Source organism: Maribacter sp., assembly GCA_020629415.1.
GTDB classification, from domain to species: Bacteria; Bacteroidota; Bacteroidia; order Flavobacteriales; family Flavobacteriaceae; genus Maribacter; species Maribacter huludaoensis.
The window spans coordinates 123699-143011 of record JAHDDL010000001.1; the positions used below are offsets into that span (position 1 = coordinate 123699).

Consider the following 19313-nt stretch of genomic DNA (forward strand, 5'->3'; position numbering starts at 1 on the left):
TCAAGATCTACATCTTCAGGATCATTACAAGCGGTAAAAGCCAATACACCTAAAGAAATATATAAATATTTTAAGTTTTTCATTTCAACTTTTGATTTTAATTAGTTGTTAATTGTCCAAGATAAATAGTACATAGAACCTATAAAGCCAGTACCAAATGCCGTGTAATATTCTTTATTGGTAAGGTTTGTTCCACCCAATTTAAAAGAAGACTTTATACTTGGCACATCATAATTAATTTGAGCATCTACAACATGGAATTCAGGAATTACCCCGTTACCAAAAGTAGCTTCCCAGAAATAATCATCGCTAAATCTATATGATACGTTAAATCCGAAATTTTCAAACAGTTCCTTGTTACCAAAAGATGCCTTGAACTTGTGCTCTGGTGTGTTAAAATTCAACATTACATCTGGGTTTGCCTCGCGGTCAAAATCTAACTTAGTAAACGTATAACTACCACCTAAATCGAAATTACCCAATACTTTTACATCCAATCCTAACGATGCACCATAAGAATTTACATTGGCGTCTGTATTGGTATAAGCACTGTAAGCTTGAAAATCTCCGTTAGCTATTGCCGCAACCGATAGCCCACCGTCACCAGCTTGCCCGTAAAATGGAGAAATTACCACTTCCTGCGAGATAAAATCTTCATAACTGTTATAGTACGTACTAAAATCGATAACCACTTTATCTACCTTACCTCTATACCCTATTTCAAAAGACGTCACTTTTTCAGGTTTGATCAAATCAGGATTGGCAACTTCAAGAACACTTGGATCACCAGTTGCACCTAATGCCGTTACGGAAGCTGCAGAATAAGAGTTGTTATATGCCGCGCCACCTGTCTGTGTAACTTCAGAAGGCTGACCTAACAATTGCCCGCTTGCACTAATTCCATATTCTCTTGAATAACGATCTAAATTGTCTTCAGCAGATCCCACCAAAATAGCTCTACCGGCATTTAAACCAATAAAAAGATCTTGAGTAGTAGGATTTCTAAAGCCCGTTTGTGCAGAAGCCCTAATATTATGGTTTCTATTTAAGGTATAACCTGCAGATAATCTAGGAGAGAAAAAACCATCAAACAACTCTGACTTATCATATCTTATAGAACCTGTTAACTTTAAACTCTTTTCGCCTTCAAAAGGAAGTGTTTTTTGAACTTGAGAATAAATACCAAATTCAGAATATCTAATTGGACCATCAAAATCCGTGTAAATAGTACCTGACGAATTAAGATCATATTCCCTAAAAGACCCACCTACTTGAATCTCTGCCCAATCAATTAAATGACTAAAGTTATAGTTACCATCTGCATGGTAATATTTTGAAGCATCTTGAAATTTAGAACCGGTAGATAGATCTGGATCGTTTACACTTCTGTTGAACGCAGCTTGAAATTCCGGTGAACCTGGCAAAAACCTTCCAGATTCTGCCTGTGCTCTTGCTGCGGCATGAGCTTGTTCATCTGTAGCCCCGCCTAAAGTAGCCTGTACATATGTACCGGTATATTCACCGAACCATGTATTATCATCTTTCCAAGCCCTGTTAATATTGATACCTGTAAATACCATATCATAAGAGTCGCCAGACTTATCGCCAACCATATAACCTCTTAGAAAAAAGTTATCGTTCTTGATTTCAAGCTTATGCTGCTCTTGAAAGAAACCTTTAATATTATATCTGTTGGTACCTTGATAAATTGTATTACCCGTACCCACTTTACCAACATAAGAAAGCTCTAAACTATTATCTTCAATAGGCCTGTAGTATAATCCCCAGTCCGCCTTAATACTTTCCGCGTTATAATTGGTAAGATCACTTTCGTTATAACCGGTTCTACTAACTATTTCCGAAGGTACCAAAGCATTTGCCCCAGCCGGTAAAATACCTAAACCTTCTAAAGTTAAGGCAACTTCTTTAATATTTGTAGAAACCTCATCACCATAAACGTTTACGCCATCATAGTTCAAATTATCTCGTGTACCACCTGGCGTAATTTTATCATCCGTGTTGTTAGCTGCCCAGTCTGTTCCTTTCAAATAACCGAAATTAACTTTTGCCGCAAATTTATCACTGAATTTATGTGCCGCTCTAATACCAAAATCTGTATATGAATTATCGCCCGCCGCTTTCTGAGATGTAATTCCCTGTTTAACAGATACGCTAATACCTTCATAATCAAAGGGACTCTTGCTGCGCATAAACAAAATACCGTTGAAGGCATTTGCACCATAAAGTGCCGAAGAAGCTCCTGGTAATAATTCTACGCTTAACACATCGGTCTCAACCATACCTACCAAATTACCGATAGGGAAGTTCAATGCAGGTGTAGAGTTATCCATACCATCTACAAGTTGCATAAAACGGGTATTGGCAAAAGAAGCAAAACCTCTAGTGTTTACAGACTTGAACGTTAAACTGTTCGTATTAACGTCAACTCCTTTCAAATTCTCTAACCCTCCATAAAAATCGGCTGCGGTTGTATTCTTAATTTCAGAAATACCAATTCGCTCTACCGTAACAGGAGATTCAAAAATACGCTCAGGGGTTCTAGATGCAGATATTACCACCTCATCTAAAAACGTTTGAGATTCATTCAAGGTTATTGTAATTTTTTGGTTGGCACTTGTAATACTTTCCGTAGTACTTGTATATCCAATACTGGACACCTCTATCTTAAAAGGTGGCACCTCGGATGTAGCCAAATTAAAATTACCATCAAAATCTGTCACTGTTCCAATGGTTTTGCCGACAATAACAATATTCGCACCCGGAATAGGTGCATTGTTTTGATCAACAACATTACCACTGATATTGGTCTGGGAATACCCTAGAGTACCCATAATCATCAATGCTAAAAGAAGTATTGCTCTCATTCTTAATAATAGTTTAAAATTAGTTGAGGGTTAAGATACAGATAATTTCACATGGATAATAATAATATGAAAAAAATTATGCATGCATAGTATTATTTTAATAATTAAACTGTTCATTTATTGGGATATACGTAATTAACTTTTAAATAACATAATATATCACAATCATCAAAATTTAGCTATTACCGTATAAATTGGAGATTTAACCCTAATCAAAAAAAAGGGACATGAAATAAATCATGCCCCTTTTATAACTCTGTAAAATTTTTTTTCTACTCTACCGTAACCGATTTTGCCAAGTTTCTTGGTTGATCCACATTACAGCCTCTCATAACCGCTATATGGTAAGAAAGTAGTTGCAAAGGAATTGTCGTCAACAAAGGAGTTAAACTTTCTAAAGTTTCAGGAACCTCTATCACGTGATCGGCCAAATCTTTTACCTGCTCATCACCTTCGGTAACGATTGCTATAATTTTACCTTTCCTAGATTTAATTTCTTGAATGTTGCTTACCACCTTTTCATAATGTCCTTTCTTTGTCGCTATAACAAAAACAGGCATTTGTTCATCTATTAATGCAATAGGTCCATGTTTCATTTCTGCCGCAGGATACCCTTCTGCATGAATATAACTTATTTCCTTTAACTTTAAAGCTCCCTCTAAAGCAACGGGAAAATTATATCCTCTTCCTAAATAAAGGCAATTAGTAGACTCTTTATAAACATCTGCGATAATTTCTATAAGTGCATTTGATTCTAAGGATTTTTCTACTTTACTTGGTATAGTTTCCAATTCAGATAAAAACTCTCGATATTTTGTTTCAGAGAATGAACCCTTTGCCTTGGCCAATTTTAAAGCCATTAAAGTAAGAACCGTAATCTGGGTAGTAAACGCTTTTGTAGAAGCCACTCCTATTTCTGGTCCGGCATGGGTATATGCACCTGCATCTGTTTCCCTAGCAATAGAAGAACCCACAACGTTACAAACACCAAATACGAAAGCTCCTTTTTCTTTCGCCAATTTAATAGCTGCCAAAGTATCCGCAGTTTCACCAGATTGTGAAATTGCAATTAGTACGTCCTTATCTGTAATAACAGGATTTCTATATCTAAATTCCGATGCGTATTCTACCTCAACCGGAATTCTTGCCAAATCTTCAAAAATGTATTCAGCAACTAGACCGGCATGCCATGAAGTACCGCACGCTACTATTATAATTCTATTTGCATTCAAGAATTTTTCCATGTTAAGGTCAATTCCCGCCATTCTTATTAAACCTTGATCAGCAAGCAAACGACCTCTATATGTATCCTTAATTGCCCTAGGCTGCTCATAGATCTCTTTCAACATAAAGTGATCGTAACCACCTTTCTCAATTTCCTCAAGGTTCATTTGAAGCTCCAAAATTCTTGGATAAGCAACTGCATCATCCTTAATTTTTCTAAGCTTAATTTCTTTACCCAATCTAATAATTGCCATTTCTTCATCTTCAAGATAAACGGCATTATTGGTAAACTCAATAAAAGGAGAAGCATCTGAAGCTATAAAAAATTCACCTTCACCTATACCTATAGCCAAAGGACTACCTAATTTGGCTACCACAATTTCATCTGGCTTTTCTTTATCAAATACGGCGATTGCATATGCCCCTACTACTTGATTCAATGCAATTTGAACAGCCTTGCCAAGCTTAACGTTTTCCGTTTTCTTAACCTCTTCAATCAAATTGATCAAAACCTCGGTATCCGTATCCGATTGAAACGTATACCCACGTTTGGTCAATTCTTGCTTAATAGCCTCATAATTTTCAATAATACCATTATGTATAATAACAAGATTACCTAAGTTTGAGTAATGTGGATGGGAATTAACATCATTTGGCACACCATGGGTTGCCCAACGTGTATGACCAATACCAATACTACCCGCCTGAGATATTTCTTTAGCTTTATTCTTTAAGTCTTCTACCTTACCTTTTGTTTTAGATAGATTGATTTGATTACCATCATAAAGTGCAATACCTGCACTATCATAACCACGGTATTCCAATCTTTGAAGTCCTTTTATAACGATAGGAAATGCCTCCCTATGACCTATGTAACCAACAATTCCGCACATATTTCTATTTCTATTTGAAAAATTTAACTTGAAACCTCTTAGTTAGTTCAAAGAATAAACTTCAAGATTTATGCCATTTAGGTTATACAACGCTAATATTAAAGAAGTGGTATGTGAACAACTTGATAAATAACAAAAACCACCACGCTATTACTTATTGTGCCTTTGTATAAGATATTTCCAATTTCAACCTTTTGTCAAAATTAGGATCCGTAGCATTAATATTACCACCAAACAAAATTGTACTTAGCGGGGTTAACGTGGAAGTTATAGGTAGCCTTTCAATACCATCAACTATTTCCGGGTCAGAGACTTTAGCATCTGCAATATTCCAATTTTGAATATTTGTTGCAAGTGTAAGCCCTAAAGTAGCATTTGTAGAATCTCTTAAAATAATATCATTGATGTGATCCGTAATTTTTACCGAATACTTTACCCCTTTATCATTAGTTTTTTGAATGATACCGTCATAATTAGGGTAAAACCCGAACAAATCAGGAATACCGGTTTGCGGTGATGCTGGGTCAGTTGCAATATCTATTAATGGAATTTTGTTTTCGGTATTGTATAAAAATAATCTTGGGGGCTCTAAGGTACTACCTGCGGCATCCAACTGATCTCTATCTATATAAAATACCAAATTAGCTTCATTGATAACCCAATTCTCACTTTTAATCTGCTCTATAATTTCCTCGCCACCACCTTCTTCAAACAAATTTATTTCAGCATATGTGCCAGGACCGCCTTTTAAATATATTCTAGATGAATTTTCACCATTATCCAAAACATCTAAAATCTGAGGACCATAATTTTCTGTAATAATTGTATTGACGGCATTACCAGAAATAACCCCTGTAGTACTTCTTGACAATAGCGTAAACACGAAATCTTTTTCTAATGTATTGTTCGGGTTATCATCGCTAACATCATCAGAAGTACCATTGGTATCATAACTTGTGTAAGTATAGGTCATGGTAATATTGGCAGCGCTTAAATCTAGCATTAAAAAAACATCATTTGCACTGCTTTCTTGAACCGATAAATGAAGCCCTCTTATAAATTCAGTAAAGTTAGCTTGGCTAATTAATTCAGAACTCCCTTCCTTGTCCAAAATATTAGTTTGAAAAAACTCATTATTCAATTTTACCCTAATACCTGGTTGTAATTTTGTGTTCGTTTCCGCTTCATTTACATCTTCTGTAGATTCATCGTCTTCATTCTGAATTAAAAATTCCTCATCGATTATTTCTACATCTCCCTGAAACAATGGAGTACCTGTAACAAAATCTGGCGAGAAAACCTCATCAGAATAATATTGCTGCGATTCTTGAAAACTGGTATTTGGATCTAAATCGCTTAAAAAGAAAGTAGAACGCTCAACTTTAAGATTAAAAGCAGGAAGCGGTGATTTAGCTACATTGTCATAATTAACACCATCAATATAAATACTATCCAACGCTACCTTTTCCGCAAAATTATTGGCGAATATGGTCTTCCCATTATTATCATTGATGCCATCCCTATCAGCATCAACACTGGTTTCATCACGAGGATCTGTATTGGACGCCGTCTCTACAGAATTCAACACTCCGTCACCATCATTATCATTATCACTGTCAGGAACTTTATCATATACATCTATTACACCGTCACCATCGCTATCCAAAGAACCGCTACTTGTTAAATAAGGAATATATAAATACACCTCTTTTACCTTTTCGTTTTCTTGAATAGTAGTAATAGACTCATCGGCTGTACCGGTAAGATTTTCCTTTGCTTGAGAAAAAGCCCCAAAGGATGGATTTATAGTGCTTAAAAATATCTGTGAAGTAATTGAAGCCTCTGTTCTACCAAATACCGGATCGTTATAGACACCTAACTGATATATGTTCAATTTATTTGTTTGAACCGCCTCAATATTCTTATTAAAAGCAAAAACATCATATACCTCTTTACCTGTTGTAAAAGGCTCATTACCAACAACACCTGAACCAACAGTAGTTAAATCTTGCTCACAAGAAACCAAAAGACCCAATATCAATAACAACCCTAAAAACTTAGGGATAACGGACTTAGCAATAAAATTCATTCAGATTATTTTAAAACTTCGGTGTTATAAAAATTAGCATACGCCTCTTCAAACTCTTGAACAGGTACATATGACAACACTGGTTTTTCTTGGTTGGTAATATGATCTTCCAATTCTGCCGGAATATCTTCAGAAGCTAAAATAACGGCATCAGAATAATCAACCGCTACCTTTAACAAATTATTATAAGTTGGGTCACCCAATGATGCTATCTCCTCCTCCGGTATACCGTCAAAAGAAATTCTCTTTACCATATCCTTATCCAAAGAACCTTCAAAAGTTTTACCGTAAACCGATAATACTATTTTACTGTCCGCAAAAAGTGGCTCATCTGAGTAGTACTTTTTCAAATACAATGGTAATAAACTTGCCATCCAACCATGAACATGAATGATATCCGGTGACCAGTTTAATTTCTTAACCGTCTCCATAACACCCTTTGCAAAGAATATGGCACGCTGATCGTTATCCGGAAAAAGATTTCCTTGTTTATCCGTAAATGTAGCTTTACGCTTAAAGTACTCTTCGTTATCGATAAAGTAAACTTGGATTCTTTCTTTTGGAATAGATGCTACCTTAATGATCAATGGCATATCCATATCATTAATGACCAGGTTCATACCTGAAAGTCTAATTACCTCGTGTAATTGATGCCTTCTCTCATTGATATTCCCATATCTAGGCATGAAAATCCTAATTTGACCACCATTGCTGTTGACCATTCTAGGGGTTTCATAAGACATTAGGGAAACTTCGTTTTCGGGTAAGTAAGGAACTAATTCAGAAGATACAAATAATATCTTTTTACCATTCATAAAGGTTATATTTTATTTTTCACTGAAACGCAATTGCAAAATTACAAAAAATATAGAGATTAGCAGTAATTATAGTAAGTTTGCTTGCTAATGAACTTTTCAATGCCGGTAATAAAGACCAAAACCAAGCTAACAGAAGAACTTAATAAATTAAGCCATAAACAAGACCTAGGTCTTGTACCTACTATGGGGGCGCTTCACCAAGGGCACGCATCGCTCATTAAAAAAGCGGTTCAACAAAACCCTAATGTAGTAGTCAGCATTTTTGTCAACCCAACACAGTTTAACAACAAAGAGGATTTAGACAAATACCCAAAAACTCTGGATTCCGATATTGAGTTAATATCCAGTATTTCAGATAAGATTATCGTTTTTGCACCAGATGTAGACGAAATTTATCCTAATACGGTCATTCCAAAAATTTTTGATTTTGAAGGTCTTGACAAGGTTATGGAAGGTGAATTTAGAGATGATCATTTTAACGGTGTAGGCACTATAGTTGAAGAACTTCTAAATATCGTACAACCAACAAGGGCCTATTTTGGCGAGAAGGATTTTCAACAACTACGCATCATTCAAAAACTTACCGAAATACAGAACATTCCCGTAGAAATAATAGGTTGTGAGATTATTAGGGAAGACCACGGTCTGGCAATGAGCTCAAGAAACGAAAGGTTAAGCAAAAACATTCGACAAAAAGCTGCATTTATTTACAAAACCTTAAAAACTGCCAAAGTTAAATTTGGCATGGAAAATGCAATAGCAGTTAAGGAATGGGTTATTAATGAGTTCAAAAAAGTTGATGATTTTGAATTGGAATATTTTGACATTACTGATGTTGAAACTTTGACCCCGGTACAGAATAAAATAAAAAATGTAAAATACAGGGCATTTATTGCCGTTTATGTTGAAGACGTAAGGCTAATAGACAACATAGCCCTAAATTAAATTAAGATATGCAAATAGAAGTAGTTAAATCAAAAATACATCGTGTAAAAGTTACCGGTGCCGATCTTAATTATGTTGGCAGTATTACTATTGATGAAGATTTAATGGATGCCGCAAATTTTATTCGTGGCGAAAAAGTACAAATTGTCAATAACAATAATGGTGAAAGGCTAGAGACCTATATCATTCCCGGCCCACGAAAAAGTGGAGAAATTACATTAAACGGTGCGGCGGCAAGAAAAGTAGCCGTAGGCGATATTCTAATTTTAATTTCTTATACTTGGATGGATATTGAAGATGCCAAGAAATTTAATCCTTCATTGGTTTTCCCTAATGAAGAAAACAATCTTTTGACCTAAAGTTGACAAATTCACTAAAAAAAAATCTTAAGATCATACTCCCAATTGCATTGGGAGTTTTTTTAGTTTGGTATTCTTACCATTCAACCACTCCTGAGAATAGAAAGCAAATAATTTTTTACATAAAAGAAGCCAATCCGCTCTACGTTTCACTTTCTATTCTTTTAGGTATTTTAGGTCACATTTCTAGAGCGGTAAGATGGAATTATCTACTAGAACCATTGGGGTACAAACCAAAACTCACTAATAATATTTTAATAATACTAACTTCATACTTTGCCAATCTAGGCATACCAAGAACTGGTGAAATACTAAGAGCTACCGCACTTACTACCTATGAAAATGTACCTTTTGAAAAAGGTTTTGGTACCATAGTAACAGAAAGGGTAATTGATGTTATTATGTTGCTCATTGTAGTAACAATTGCATTTTTATTACAAACAGATGTCATTATGGGTATTCTACAAGAACGTGGTTTTAATGCAACCGGACTCATATTTCTTGCACTAGGTGGAATAGCTTTGTTCTTTGCTTTTATTTTCTTCATTAAAAAATCTAAAAACGCATTTGCCCAAAAAATAAAGACGTTTGTAAAGGGTCTTCTTGATGGGGTGTTCAGTATTTTTAAAATGAAAAATAAATGGATGTTCATTTTTCATACCCTATTCATTTGGGCATGCTACATTGGTATGCTTTGGATTATAAAATTTACCGTTCCAGAAACCATATCACTTACCCTAAGCCAACTCTTGGTAGCCTTTGTGGCCGGGGCTTTTGCCATGGCAACCACCAACGGTGGCATAGGTCTTTATCCCATTGCCGTAAGTAGCGCTCTTGCCATCTTTGGTATCAGTGCAGTATCGGGTGATGCCTTTGGATGGATAATATGGATAGCCCAGACTCTTATGATAGTTGTTTTTGGTGCAATATCTTTTCTTTTATTACCGTTATTGAACAGTAGTAAGTAGTTCATTTCAACCAACAATTGCCTTTTATGCGTTATATATCTTTATTATTCGCACTTTTATTTGGGATAACCTCCTATGCACAAGTGACACAAGAAATTTTTGAATCGTTTAAACTTCAAGAACGAAGAGATGTAAATTACTACTTTCCAGAGAATATGGATGAAACCAAAAAGTATCCGTTGATCATTGTACTTGATGGTGAATATCTTTTTGAGCAAGTTGTGGCAAATTCTAAATTCTACAGTAGATTTCATGGAATGCCAGAAAGTATAGTAGTTGGCATTAACCAAAGTGAAAATGACCTAAGATATGAAGATTGTGCATTTGACCCAGATAACGGTCTGCCATCTGAAAAAGGAAAAAGTTTTTATGAATTTATTGGTATGGAACTTATTCCTTACCTAGATCTTAATTACAGCACAGCACCTTTTAAAATGATTGTGGGTTATGATATCACCGCCAACTTTATGAATTATTGGTTGTTCAAAGACAATTCTATTTTTGATGGTTATGTTAGTATTTCACCTACTCTTGCCCCGGAAATGGAAAGTAGGGTACCCATGCGTTTGGGTGTCATTGAAGACCAAATATTCTATCAGCTAATTGTTGAAGGTGAAGCCAGCAATGACAAGCAGCGAATTTTAGCAATGGACAAAGACCTTAAAGCCGTCAGTAAAGAATCTTTACACTATTTCTTTGATGAGTATTCTAATGCGGATCATATTTCTGTTGCTACCTATGGCATTGGAAAAGCGTTCGATAATATCTTTGGCATGTTCAAACCTATTAGCCCAAAGGAATACAAAACTCAAATATTAACTAGCGAAGAGCCGGTTTACGACTATTTAGAAAATAAATACCAAGGTATTGTAGATATGTTCGGTTTTAGCAAGCCGGTTGAATTAAACGATATTATGGCAATTTACGCGGCATCTAGAAAGAAAGAAGATTTTGAGTCGTTAAAACCTCTATCTGACCTTTGCAAAAAAGAATATCCAGAAACAATGTTGGGTTTTTATTTTGAAGCTGAGTACTATGAACAACTTGGCGAACCCAAGAAAGCCCTAAGAACATTTGAAAAGTCTTTTCAAATGGAAGAAATAGATTTTTTAACTAAAGAAATGGCCCTTGAAAAAATGGATGCACTGAAAGCCGATTTCGGTTTTTAAAGATTATTATATTAAATAAACGGCTAGTCCCAAATTAGCCCAACCTACTTAATTATGATTAAAATTGACGCAATGTACTTCGTGTTCTCCGGAGTGCTTTTTACTTACTTTGGCTTAAAAGGAGAATTCAATTTAGCCTATAATGGTATTGCCCTATTTATGGCGTGGGCATCTTTTTTCCTCGCCTTTAGTGCTTTTAAAAAAGAGAAATCTGGTGAAAATTAAACCATAATTTCTTTCTAAAACCATATCATTTCAAACTTCTTGCTACCTTTAGCTTTCATTGATAAAAGCTAAGGATGGCCAAAACTAAAACTGCATTTTTTTGTCAAAACTGTGGTACTCAATATGCTAAATGGGTAGGACAGTGTTCTGCGTGCAAACAATGGAACACCGTTGTTGAAGAGGTGGTTCAAAAAGAAGAAAAAACCAGTTGGAAAACCTCACCACAAACAGCCAAAAGAATTTCAAAACCTCTTTTGGTAAACGAAATTAGCATTGAGAAAGAAGTGCGCCTAAATACTTTTGACCTTGAATTTAACAGAGTTCTTGGCGGTGGTCTTGTACCTGGGGCGTTAGTTTTGCTGGGCGGGGAACCTGGTGTGGGCAAAAGTACATTACTACTTCAAATTGCATTAAAACTGCCATACAAAACGCTTTACGTTTCTGGTGAAGAAAGCCAAAAACAAATTAAAATGCGTGCCGATAGAATTCACCCTAGTAGCGAAACTTGCTTTATTCTTACGGAAACAAAAACACAGAACATCTTTAAACAAATTGCAGCTACAGAACCGGATATTGTGGTCATTGATTCTATACAAACACTCCACTCTGATTATATTGAATCTGCTGCAGGTAGTATTTCTCAAATTCGGGAATGCACGACCGAACTTATAAAATTTGCAAAGGAAACCAACACACCCGTAATTCTTATTGGGCATATCACCAAAGACGGCTCTATTGCCGGTCCAAAGATTTTGGAACATATGGTAGACACCGTTCTACAATTTGAAGGTGACCGTAATTATGTGTACCGCATACTTAGATCTTTAAAAAATAGATTTGGATCAACTGCAGAACTTGGTATTTATGAAATGCAAGGTAGCGGTCTTAGGGAAGTCAATAATCCATCTGAAGTATTGATTTCGAAAAATGATGATGCGCTCAGTGGCACAGCTATAGCATCAACGGTAGAAGGTATGCGCCCTTTGCTCATAGAAATTCAAGCATTGGTCAGTACAGCTGTCTATGGAACACCTCAACGCTCTACCACAGGTTATAATGCAAAAAGATTAAATATGTTATTGGCGGTTTTGGAAAAACGTGCAGGTTTTAAACTAGGCGCCAAAGATGTCTTCTTGAATATAACCGGAGGCATTTCCGTAGATGACCCTGCTATTGATTTGGCGGTAATTGCCGCAATTTTGTCCAGTAATGAAGATATACCTATTGACAAGGGTATTTGTTTTGCAGCGGAAGTTGGGCTTGCCGGTGAAATTAGACCAGTGCAACGTGTAGAGCAGCGAATTCTAGAAGCGGAAAAACTGGGTTACGACACTATCATTATATCCAAAAGCAATAAAATAGGTCTAAAATCGACCAAAATTAAAATTTTGATGGCATCTAAAATAGAGGAGGTAACCGGAAATTTATTCGGTTAACGCTTATCTCTCATTATTCTGGCCAATACCATTATAACCACTATTACAACTAGTATTAGGACTATTTGTCCAAAACCGACCTTTAAAAATACCAGACTTTCCATTTATGGTGCAGGGTTAGGTATTATATTATGTATAGCTTCTATTTCTTTAAGTACATCGTCAGATAATGCAACGTCTATACTTCCAATATTCTCTTCTAGCTGCCTTAAATTTGTAGCCCCTATTATAGTACTTGTTACAAATGGTCTTGTATTTACAAATGCCAATGCCATTTGTGCCAATGTAAGACCTTGGGACTGTGCCAAATCATAATATTTTTTCGTTGCCTCTACAGCCGTATCGCCTATATACCTATTATATTGAGGAAACAGACTTAAACGAGAACCTTCTGGCATTCTATCGCCTAAATACTTTCCACTTAAAGCACCAAAACCCATTGGCGAATAGGCCAATAAGCCTATTTGCTCTCTCATTGAAATTTCTGCCATACCCACCTCAAACAACCTATTGAGCAGACTATATGGATTCTGAACTGTTATGGTTCTAGGCAATGTTCCGTGCACTTTACTTTCTTCCAAAAACCGCATAGTACCCCAAGGAGTTTCGTTAGATATACCTACGTGCTTAATTTTACCTTCGCGAATTAAATCGCGCATGGTTTCTAAAACCTGATGGATATTATCCTCCCAATGGTCAGATATGTCATGCTTATACCCTCTTTTACCAAAATAATTGGTACTCCTATCCGGCCAATGAAGCTGATATAGATCTATATAGTCTGTTTGCAACCGCTGCAAACTACCTTCTACGGCATCGATAATAGACTCTCTGGTAAATCCGGTAGTACGGATAAACTTCGTCATATCTGCTTTGCCCGCAATTTTAGAAGCCAAAATAATTTCTTCCCTATTACCATTTTTCTTAAACCAATTACCAATGACTTTCTCGGTAGCCGCATATCTATCCTTATGTGCAGGAACAGGATAAAGCTCTGCCGTATCTAAAAAGTTAACCCCTTTATCTATGGCGTAATTTATTTGTTCATGACCTTCTTCTTCTGTGTTTTGATTTCCCCAGGTCATTGTTCCCAAGCATATTTTACTTACTTCAATATCCGTATGTGGTAATTTGGTATAAATCATTTAGCTTAAAATTTGCAATCTTTAAACGCAAAATTACTAAATATAATCAGGGTTATTGTATCCATTTCGTTAACTCTCTACCTCTATTAAAATAGGACAATGATCACTGTGCCTTGCTTCAGATAAAATTACGGACCTAGACAACCTTTCCTTCAATGTGGTAGAGACCATGGCATAATCTAATCGCCAGCCCTTATTATTATTTCTAGCATTGGCCCTATAGCTCCACCACGTATAATTATCAGGTTCAGCATTAAACTCCCTAAAGCTATCTATGAATCCGCTTTTTATAAAATCTCCGATCCATTCTCTTTCTACCGGTAAAAATCCGGAAACATTCTTTAGTCCTACGGGATTATGTATATCAATAGCCTCATGACAAATGTTATAATCACCAAGAACAATTAAATTAGGATTGGTCTTTTTAAGTTCATTGGCATAATCCTGAAAATCTGCCATATACGTAAGTTTAAAATCTAAACGCTCCATATTTGTGCCAGAAGGCAAATACATGCTCATTATTGAAATATCGCCAAAATCTGCACGAATATTTCTTCCCTCAAAATCCATATAATCTATACCGGTACCAAATACTACGTTATCTGGCTTAGACCTAGAAAGTATTGCTACTCCACTATAGCCTTTCTTTTGTGCGCTATACCAATAATTGTACTTATAACCTGCCTCTTCAAATAACGAAAGATCCAACTGATCCTCCTGTGCTTTAATTTCCTGCAAGCAAACAACATCTGGCGACACCGTACTTAACCATTCTAAAAAACCTTTTTTCAACGCCGCCCTTATTCCATTTACATTATAGGATATGATTTTCATCTATTCTCGTTTTGGCTTAAAAATAAAAAAGAGTTGACCATTTAAGGTGCATACTTTCTATTAAAATCATAATTTCACAGCTTTAAAACAATATTTGCACTTTAAAACGCATCTTATGAACAAGTTTATTTTTTTGCTTTTTTTGGTATTCGTAACAACTTCTAGTTTTTCACAAGCCTATTACAACGATGAAAATAGCCATGAAGTAAAATTGAACATTGGCCAGTTTTTAGTAACTACCACTGTTGAATTAGGGTATGAGTATTATATTAACGAAGACACCAGTATTGGTGGCACCCTTTATTTTGATGGAAAGTCTACCGATTATAATGGCAATTTTGGGATAGGTCCAAACTTAAGAGCTTATTTTGGCTACGGACCAAAAAGCGGTCTATTTGCCGAAGTATTCGGGCTATACTATACCGGTGAAGATGATGATGAAGATACCGCTAATTTAGGAAGTAGAAATTATGATTACTCTACCGTAGCACTTGGTCTTGGAGGTGGTTATAAATGGGCAACAAGAAGTCAAAAATTTACCATTGAATTAAATGGTGGCCTGGGCAGAAATATTAATCCAGAAGATTTTCAAGATGACTTTATGTTCAGGGCCGGTTTATCTTTAGGCTATCGCTTTTAATAGCTATTTTTTAGGCTCGACCATTTATGAAAACAATACTTTCTTTAGTACTAACTACATTATTTAGCTTAAGTTTCTTTGCACAAAACAATGTAAAAAACGATAGCGTTACACGATTAAACGAAGTTATTGTCGTAGATACGCTAACAGCTAAAAATGCTATTGGCATTATACCGTCACAAACTATTGGCACCACTACATTTGCCAATTATAGTCCCGTAGATTTTATTAGCTCCATTAACCAAATATCCGGTCTTTACGCCTTATCCGGAGCTCTGAATACTAATAGAATAACCATACGAGGTGTAGGCTCAAGAACTTTATTCGGTACGGATAAATTAAGACTTTATTATAATAATATTCCTATTACCAACGGAACCGGATCTTCAACCATTGAAGCATTCGATCTTGAAAACCTTACGTCAATTGAAGTAATTAAAGGTCCAAAAGGTACTGGTTTTGGAACTAATTTGGGTGGAGCTATTATTTTGAACACGAAACAATTAAGTGACCAACCTACCAAGTTTAGCAACAATACTACTATAGGATCTTACGGATTGTTTAAAAACAGTTTAGGATTTACACACGCGCAAAAAGATTTTTACATGACCTTTCAATATGGCCATATGGAAATAGATGGATACCGCGACAATAACAGATTTGAACGTGACGGATTTCTTTTGAACACCATTTTCAAAATTTCAGAGAAAAGTGAAATTGGGCTATTAGTAAACCATATTGATTATTCTGCACAAATAGCTAGCTCTTTAAACCAAGAAGATTTTAACGAAGACCCTACACAGGCGGCATTTACATGGGGCTCCGCAAAAGGATATGAAGATAACAACTATAGTCTTTTTGGCCTTTCCCACACTTACCGTGCAAGTTCTAAATTAAAAAATACAACCAGCTTATTTTACACCTACTTAGATCATTATGAGCCGGCACCTTTTAACATACTAGATGAATTTACAAATGGGTACGGTATTAGAACATTATTTACCGGAAATGTACTTATATCAGACAATGTTTTTAAATACACTTTTGGGGCTGAACTTTATAAAGATGAATATTCTTGGGGAACATTTGAAAACCTGTACCGAGATAATAACGGTAACGGAAGTTTACAAGGCGATAGACTATCTCAAAATAAAGAATTTAGAAATCAAATTAATGGTTTTGCCACGGCAACTTATTCCTTTACGAACAAATTTACAGCCCAGCTAGGATTGAATATCAATAAAACGCAATACGACTTTAGAGATTTATTTAACACAGCTCAAAATAATACAAGTGCCAATAGAGATTTTAATACGCTCTTCTTACCAAGTCTGGACATTAATTACGCTATCACTTCAACTAATCAACTTTACGCAAATGTTAGCCGTGGATTTTCAAACCCCAGATTAGAGGAAACATTAACCCCTGACGGAATCATAAATCCTGATATTGCTCAAGAGACCGGAACCAACTACGAGATCGATATTCAGCATAGAAGTAAAGACAACAGACTAAAATTAGAAGTGGCCGCCTACATTATGCCCATTAAAAACCTATTAGTTGCCAAACGTGTTGGAGACAACCAATATATTGGACGTAATGCAGGTAAAACCAAACATCAGGGTATTGATTTAGATTGGAGCTACCGCATCAACTTAACCAATAAAATAACGATTTCACCATTTATAAGCTATACCTACAGCAACCATAAATTTATTGATTTCACAGATGAGGAAGCTGATGAAGACTATTCTGAAAATGCTTTAACAGGAGTTCCAAAAAACAAAGTAAACTCAGGGATTCAAACTAATTTTAGAAATGGGCTGTTTGCAAATATCACCCATCAATTTGTAGATGAAATACCGTTGACAGATTCGAATTCCCTTTATAGCGACTCTTTCAATTTATTAAATATAAAGGCAGGGTATAAAAAACAAATAACAGAAAAACTACGTTTAGGTTTAGATTTTGGCATCAATAACCTTACTAATAAAAAGTACGCACAGTCCGTATTAATTAACGCTACAGGATTTGGTGGAAATGCCCCAAGGTATTTCTACCCTGGGAACAATATCAACTATTATGGTGGTGTAAAGCTGAATTACACCCTTTAAACTATTCCATTTTCTTCAACCATGTTTTCATATCAACTGCATCATGAATGATACCGTTCAATGCCGATATAGCAACACGTTCCTGCTCCATGGAATCTCTATGTCTTATAGTAACCGTTTGATCTTCTAAAGTTTGGTGATCTACCGTAATACAGAATGGTGTGCCATTGGCATCTTGTCTTCTGTAACGTCTACCTACAGCATCCTTTTCATCATAAATAACGTTAAAATCCCATTTAAGGTCGTCTATTATCTGATGTGCGATTTCTGGTAAACCATCTTTTTTAAGAAGGGGTAATATTGCTGCTTTTACGGGTGCCAATACTGCCGGTAACTTAAGCACTGTTCTTGTTGTATTGTTTTCCAATTCTTCCTCTTGAAGCGAGTTGGAGAATACTGCCAAAAACATTCTATCTAGACCAATTGAGGTTTCCAGCACATAAGGAACGTAGTTTTTATTTACTTCGTGATCAAAATACTGTAATTTCTTACCGGAATATTTCTCATGACTACCTAAATCAAAATCTGTTCGAGAATGAATTCCTTCCAATTCCTTAAACCCGAACGGAAAACGAAACTCAATATCCGAGGCTGCGTCTGCATAGTGCGCCAATTTCTCATGATCATGAAAACGGTAATTGTCTTGACCCAGACCAAGAGACAAGTGCCATTTCATTCTTTTTTCTTTCCAAACCTCATACCACTCTTTTTGTGTGCCCGGCTGAATAAAGAATTGCATTTCCATTTGTTCAAACTCACGCATTCTAAATATAAATTGTCTTGCTACAATTTCATTTCTAAATGCTTTACCGGTCTGTGCTATTCCAAAAGGAAGCTTCATTCGACCAGATTTCTGTACGTTCAAAAAGTTTACAAAGATACCTTGTGCAGTTTCTGGCCTAAGATAAAGATCCATTGCACTGTCCGCATTGGCACCCAATTTGGTACCGAACATTAAATTAAACTGTTTAACATCTGTCCAGTTCTTAGAACCTGACATCGGGCATGCGATGTCCAATTCCTCAATTAAGGCTTTTACATCGGCCAAATCTTCATTCTGTAAAGACTTACCCAATCTGTTCAGAATTGTTTTACCCTGCTCTTGGTAGTCAACTACACGCTGGTTTGTTTGTAGAAATTGTTCCTTATCGAAAGCGTCGCCAAAACGTTTTTCCGCTTTTTTGACCTCCTTTTCAATTTTAGCATCAATTTTAGCTACATAATCTTCAACTAGAACATCTGCCCTATATCTTTTTTTTGAGTCTTTATTATCTATTAACGGATCATTAAAAGCATCAATATGCCCAGAAGCTTTCCATGTCAACGGGTGCATAAAAATTGCAGCATCTAACCCAACAATGTTATCATTGAGCTGCACCATCGCTTTCCACCAGTAGTCACGTATATTCTTTTTCAGTTCAACCCCATTTTGACCGTAATCGTAAATAGCGCTTAAACCATCATAAATTTCACTAGATTGAAATACATATCCGTATTCCTTTGCGTGAGAAATTACACGCTTAAAATCATCTTCTTGCTTTGCCATGTGGCAAAAATAGAACAATAGCC

At 35.8% G+C, this 19313-nt stretch carries 15 protein-coding genes; 8 read left to right on the forward strand and 7 right to left on the reverse strand.

Annotated features, from left to right (window positions below; all coding sequences use genetic code 11):
• Positions 1–101: 101 nt before the first annotated feature.
• The 4 genes from QZ657_RS00610 to QZ657_RS00625 all read right to left on the reverse strand — a co-directional run bounded on the left by QZ657_RS00610 (position 102) and on the right by QZ657_RS00625 (position 7906).
• Positions 102–2885, reverse strand: a complete 2784-nt coding sequence (locus tag QZ657_RS00610) for a TonB-dependent receptor (protein WP_276470850.1) — start codon at positions 2883–2885, stop codon at positions 102–104.
• Between the two features lie 272 nt (positions 2886–3157).
• Positions 3158–5002, reverse strand: a complete 1845-nt coding sequence (gene glmS, locus QZ657_RS00615; protein WP_291964302.1) for a glutamine--fructose-6-phosphate transaminase (isomerizing) — start codon at positions 5000–5002, stop codon at positions 3158–3160.
• A 154-nt stretch (positions 5003–5156) separates the two neighbouring features.
• Positions 5157–7091 carry a DUF4270 domain-containing protein gene (locus tag QZ657_RS00620; protein ID WP_291964304.1) on the reverse strand — a complete coding sequence of 645 codons (1935 nt, stop codon included), beginning with the start codon at positions 7089–7091 and terminating at the stop codon, positions 5157–5159.
• Positions 7092–7096: 5 nt separating this feature from the next.
• The gene (locus QZ657_RS00625) at positions 7097–7906 is read right to left on the reverse strand and encodes a glycogen/starch synthase (protein ID WP_291961455.1); all 810 of its coding nucleotides are present in this window, start codon (positions 7904–7906) and stop codon (positions 7097–7099) included.
• Positions 7907–7996: 90 nt separating this feature from the next.
• Here QZ657_RS00625 and panC point away from each other — a divergent pair, with 90 nt between their 5' ends.
• The 6 genes from panC (at position 7997) to radA (ending at position 13011) form a co-directional block, all read left to right on the forward strand.
• Positions 7997–8854: a pantoate--beta-alanine ligase gene (gene panC, locus QZ657_RS00630; protein WP_291964306.1), complete on the forward strand. Its 858-nt coding sequence runs from the start codon at positions 7997–7999 to the stop codon at positions 8852–8854.
• Between the two features lie 8 nt (positions 8855–8862).
• On the forward strand, positions 8863–9213 hold the full coding sequence (panD, locus tag QZ657_RS00635; RefSeq protein WP_276470845.1) for an aspartate 1-decarboxylase: 351 nt from the start codon (positions 8863–8865) through the stop codon (positions 9211–9213).
• Between the two features lie 2 nt (positions 9214–9215).
• The gene (locus tag QZ657_RS00640) at positions 9216–10181 is read left to right on the forward strand and encodes a lysylphosphatidylglycerol synthase transmembrane domain-containing protein (RefSeq protein WP_291961451.1); all 966 of its coding nucleotides are present in this window, start codon (positions 9216–9218) and stop codon (positions 10179–10181) included.
• Between the two features lie 26 nt (positions 10182–10207).
• Positions 10208–11350: an alpha/beta hydrolase gene (locus QZ657_RS00645; RefSeq protein WP_276470843.1), complete on the forward strand. Its 1143-nt coding sequence runs from the start codon at positions 10208–10210 to the stop codon at positions 11348–11350.
• A 54-nt stretch (positions 11351–11404) separates the two neighbouring features.
• The gene (locus QZ657_RS00650; RefSeq protein WP_276470842.1) at positions 11405–11575 is read left to right on the forward strand and encodes a hypothetical protein; all 171 of its coding nucleotides are present in this window, start codon (positions 11405–11407) and stop codon (positions 11573–11575) included.
• A 74-nt stretch (positions 11576–11649) separates the two neighbouring features.
• Positions 11650–13011: a DNA repair protein RadA gene (gene radA, locus QZ657_RS00655; protein WP_291964307.1), complete on the forward strand. Its 1362-nt coding sequence runs from the start codon at positions 11650–11652 to the stop codon at positions 13009–13011.
• A gap of 104 nt (positions 13012–13115) precedes the next feature.
• Here the strand turns inward: radA and QZ657_RS00660 are convergent, their stop codons facing one another.
• Together QZ657_RS00660 and QZ657_RS00665 are read right to left on the reverse strand one after the other, a co-directional pair.
• Entirely contained in the window at positions 13116–14156 is a 1041-nt protein-coding gene (locus QZ657_RS00660; RefSeq protein ID WP_291964309.1) for an aldo/keto reductase, read from the reverse strand.
• Positions 14157–14225: 69 nt separating this feature from the next.
• Positions 14226–14990: an exodeoxyribonuclease III gene (locus QZ657_RS00665; protein ID WP_276470839.1), complete on the reverse strand. Its 765-nt coding sequence runs from the start codon at positions 14988–14990 to the stop codon at positions 14226–14228.
• A 115-nt stretch (positions 14991–15105) separates the two neighbouring features.
• On the opposite strand from QZ657_RS00665, the gene QZ657_RS00670 reads away from it, so the two are divergent.
• Together QZ657_RS00670 and QZ657_RS00675 are read left to right on the forward strand one after the other, a co-directional pair.
• Positions 15106–15630 carry a DUF3575 domain-containing protein gene (locus QZ657_RS00670; RefSeq protein ID WP_276470838.1) on the forward strand — a complete coding sequence of 175 codons (525 nt, stop codon included), beginning with the start codon at positions 15106–15108 and terminating at the stop codon, positions 15628–15630.
• Between the two features lie 26 nt (positions 15631–15656).
• Entirely contained in the window at positions 15657–17744 is a 2088-nt protein-coding gene (locus QZ657_RS00675) for a TonB-dependent receptor family protein (RefSeq protein WP_291964312.1), read from the forward strand.
• Between the two features lies 1 nt (position 17745).
• On the opposite strand, the gene QZ657_RS00680 is transcribed toward QZ657_RS00675, so the two are convergent.
• A complete protein-coding gene (locus QZ657_RS00680) occupies positions 17746–19290 on the reverse strand; it encodes a glycine--tRNA ligase (RefSeq protein ID WP_291964314.1) in 1545 nt (514 codons plus the stop codon).
• Positions 19291–19313 lie beyond the last annotated feature (23 nt).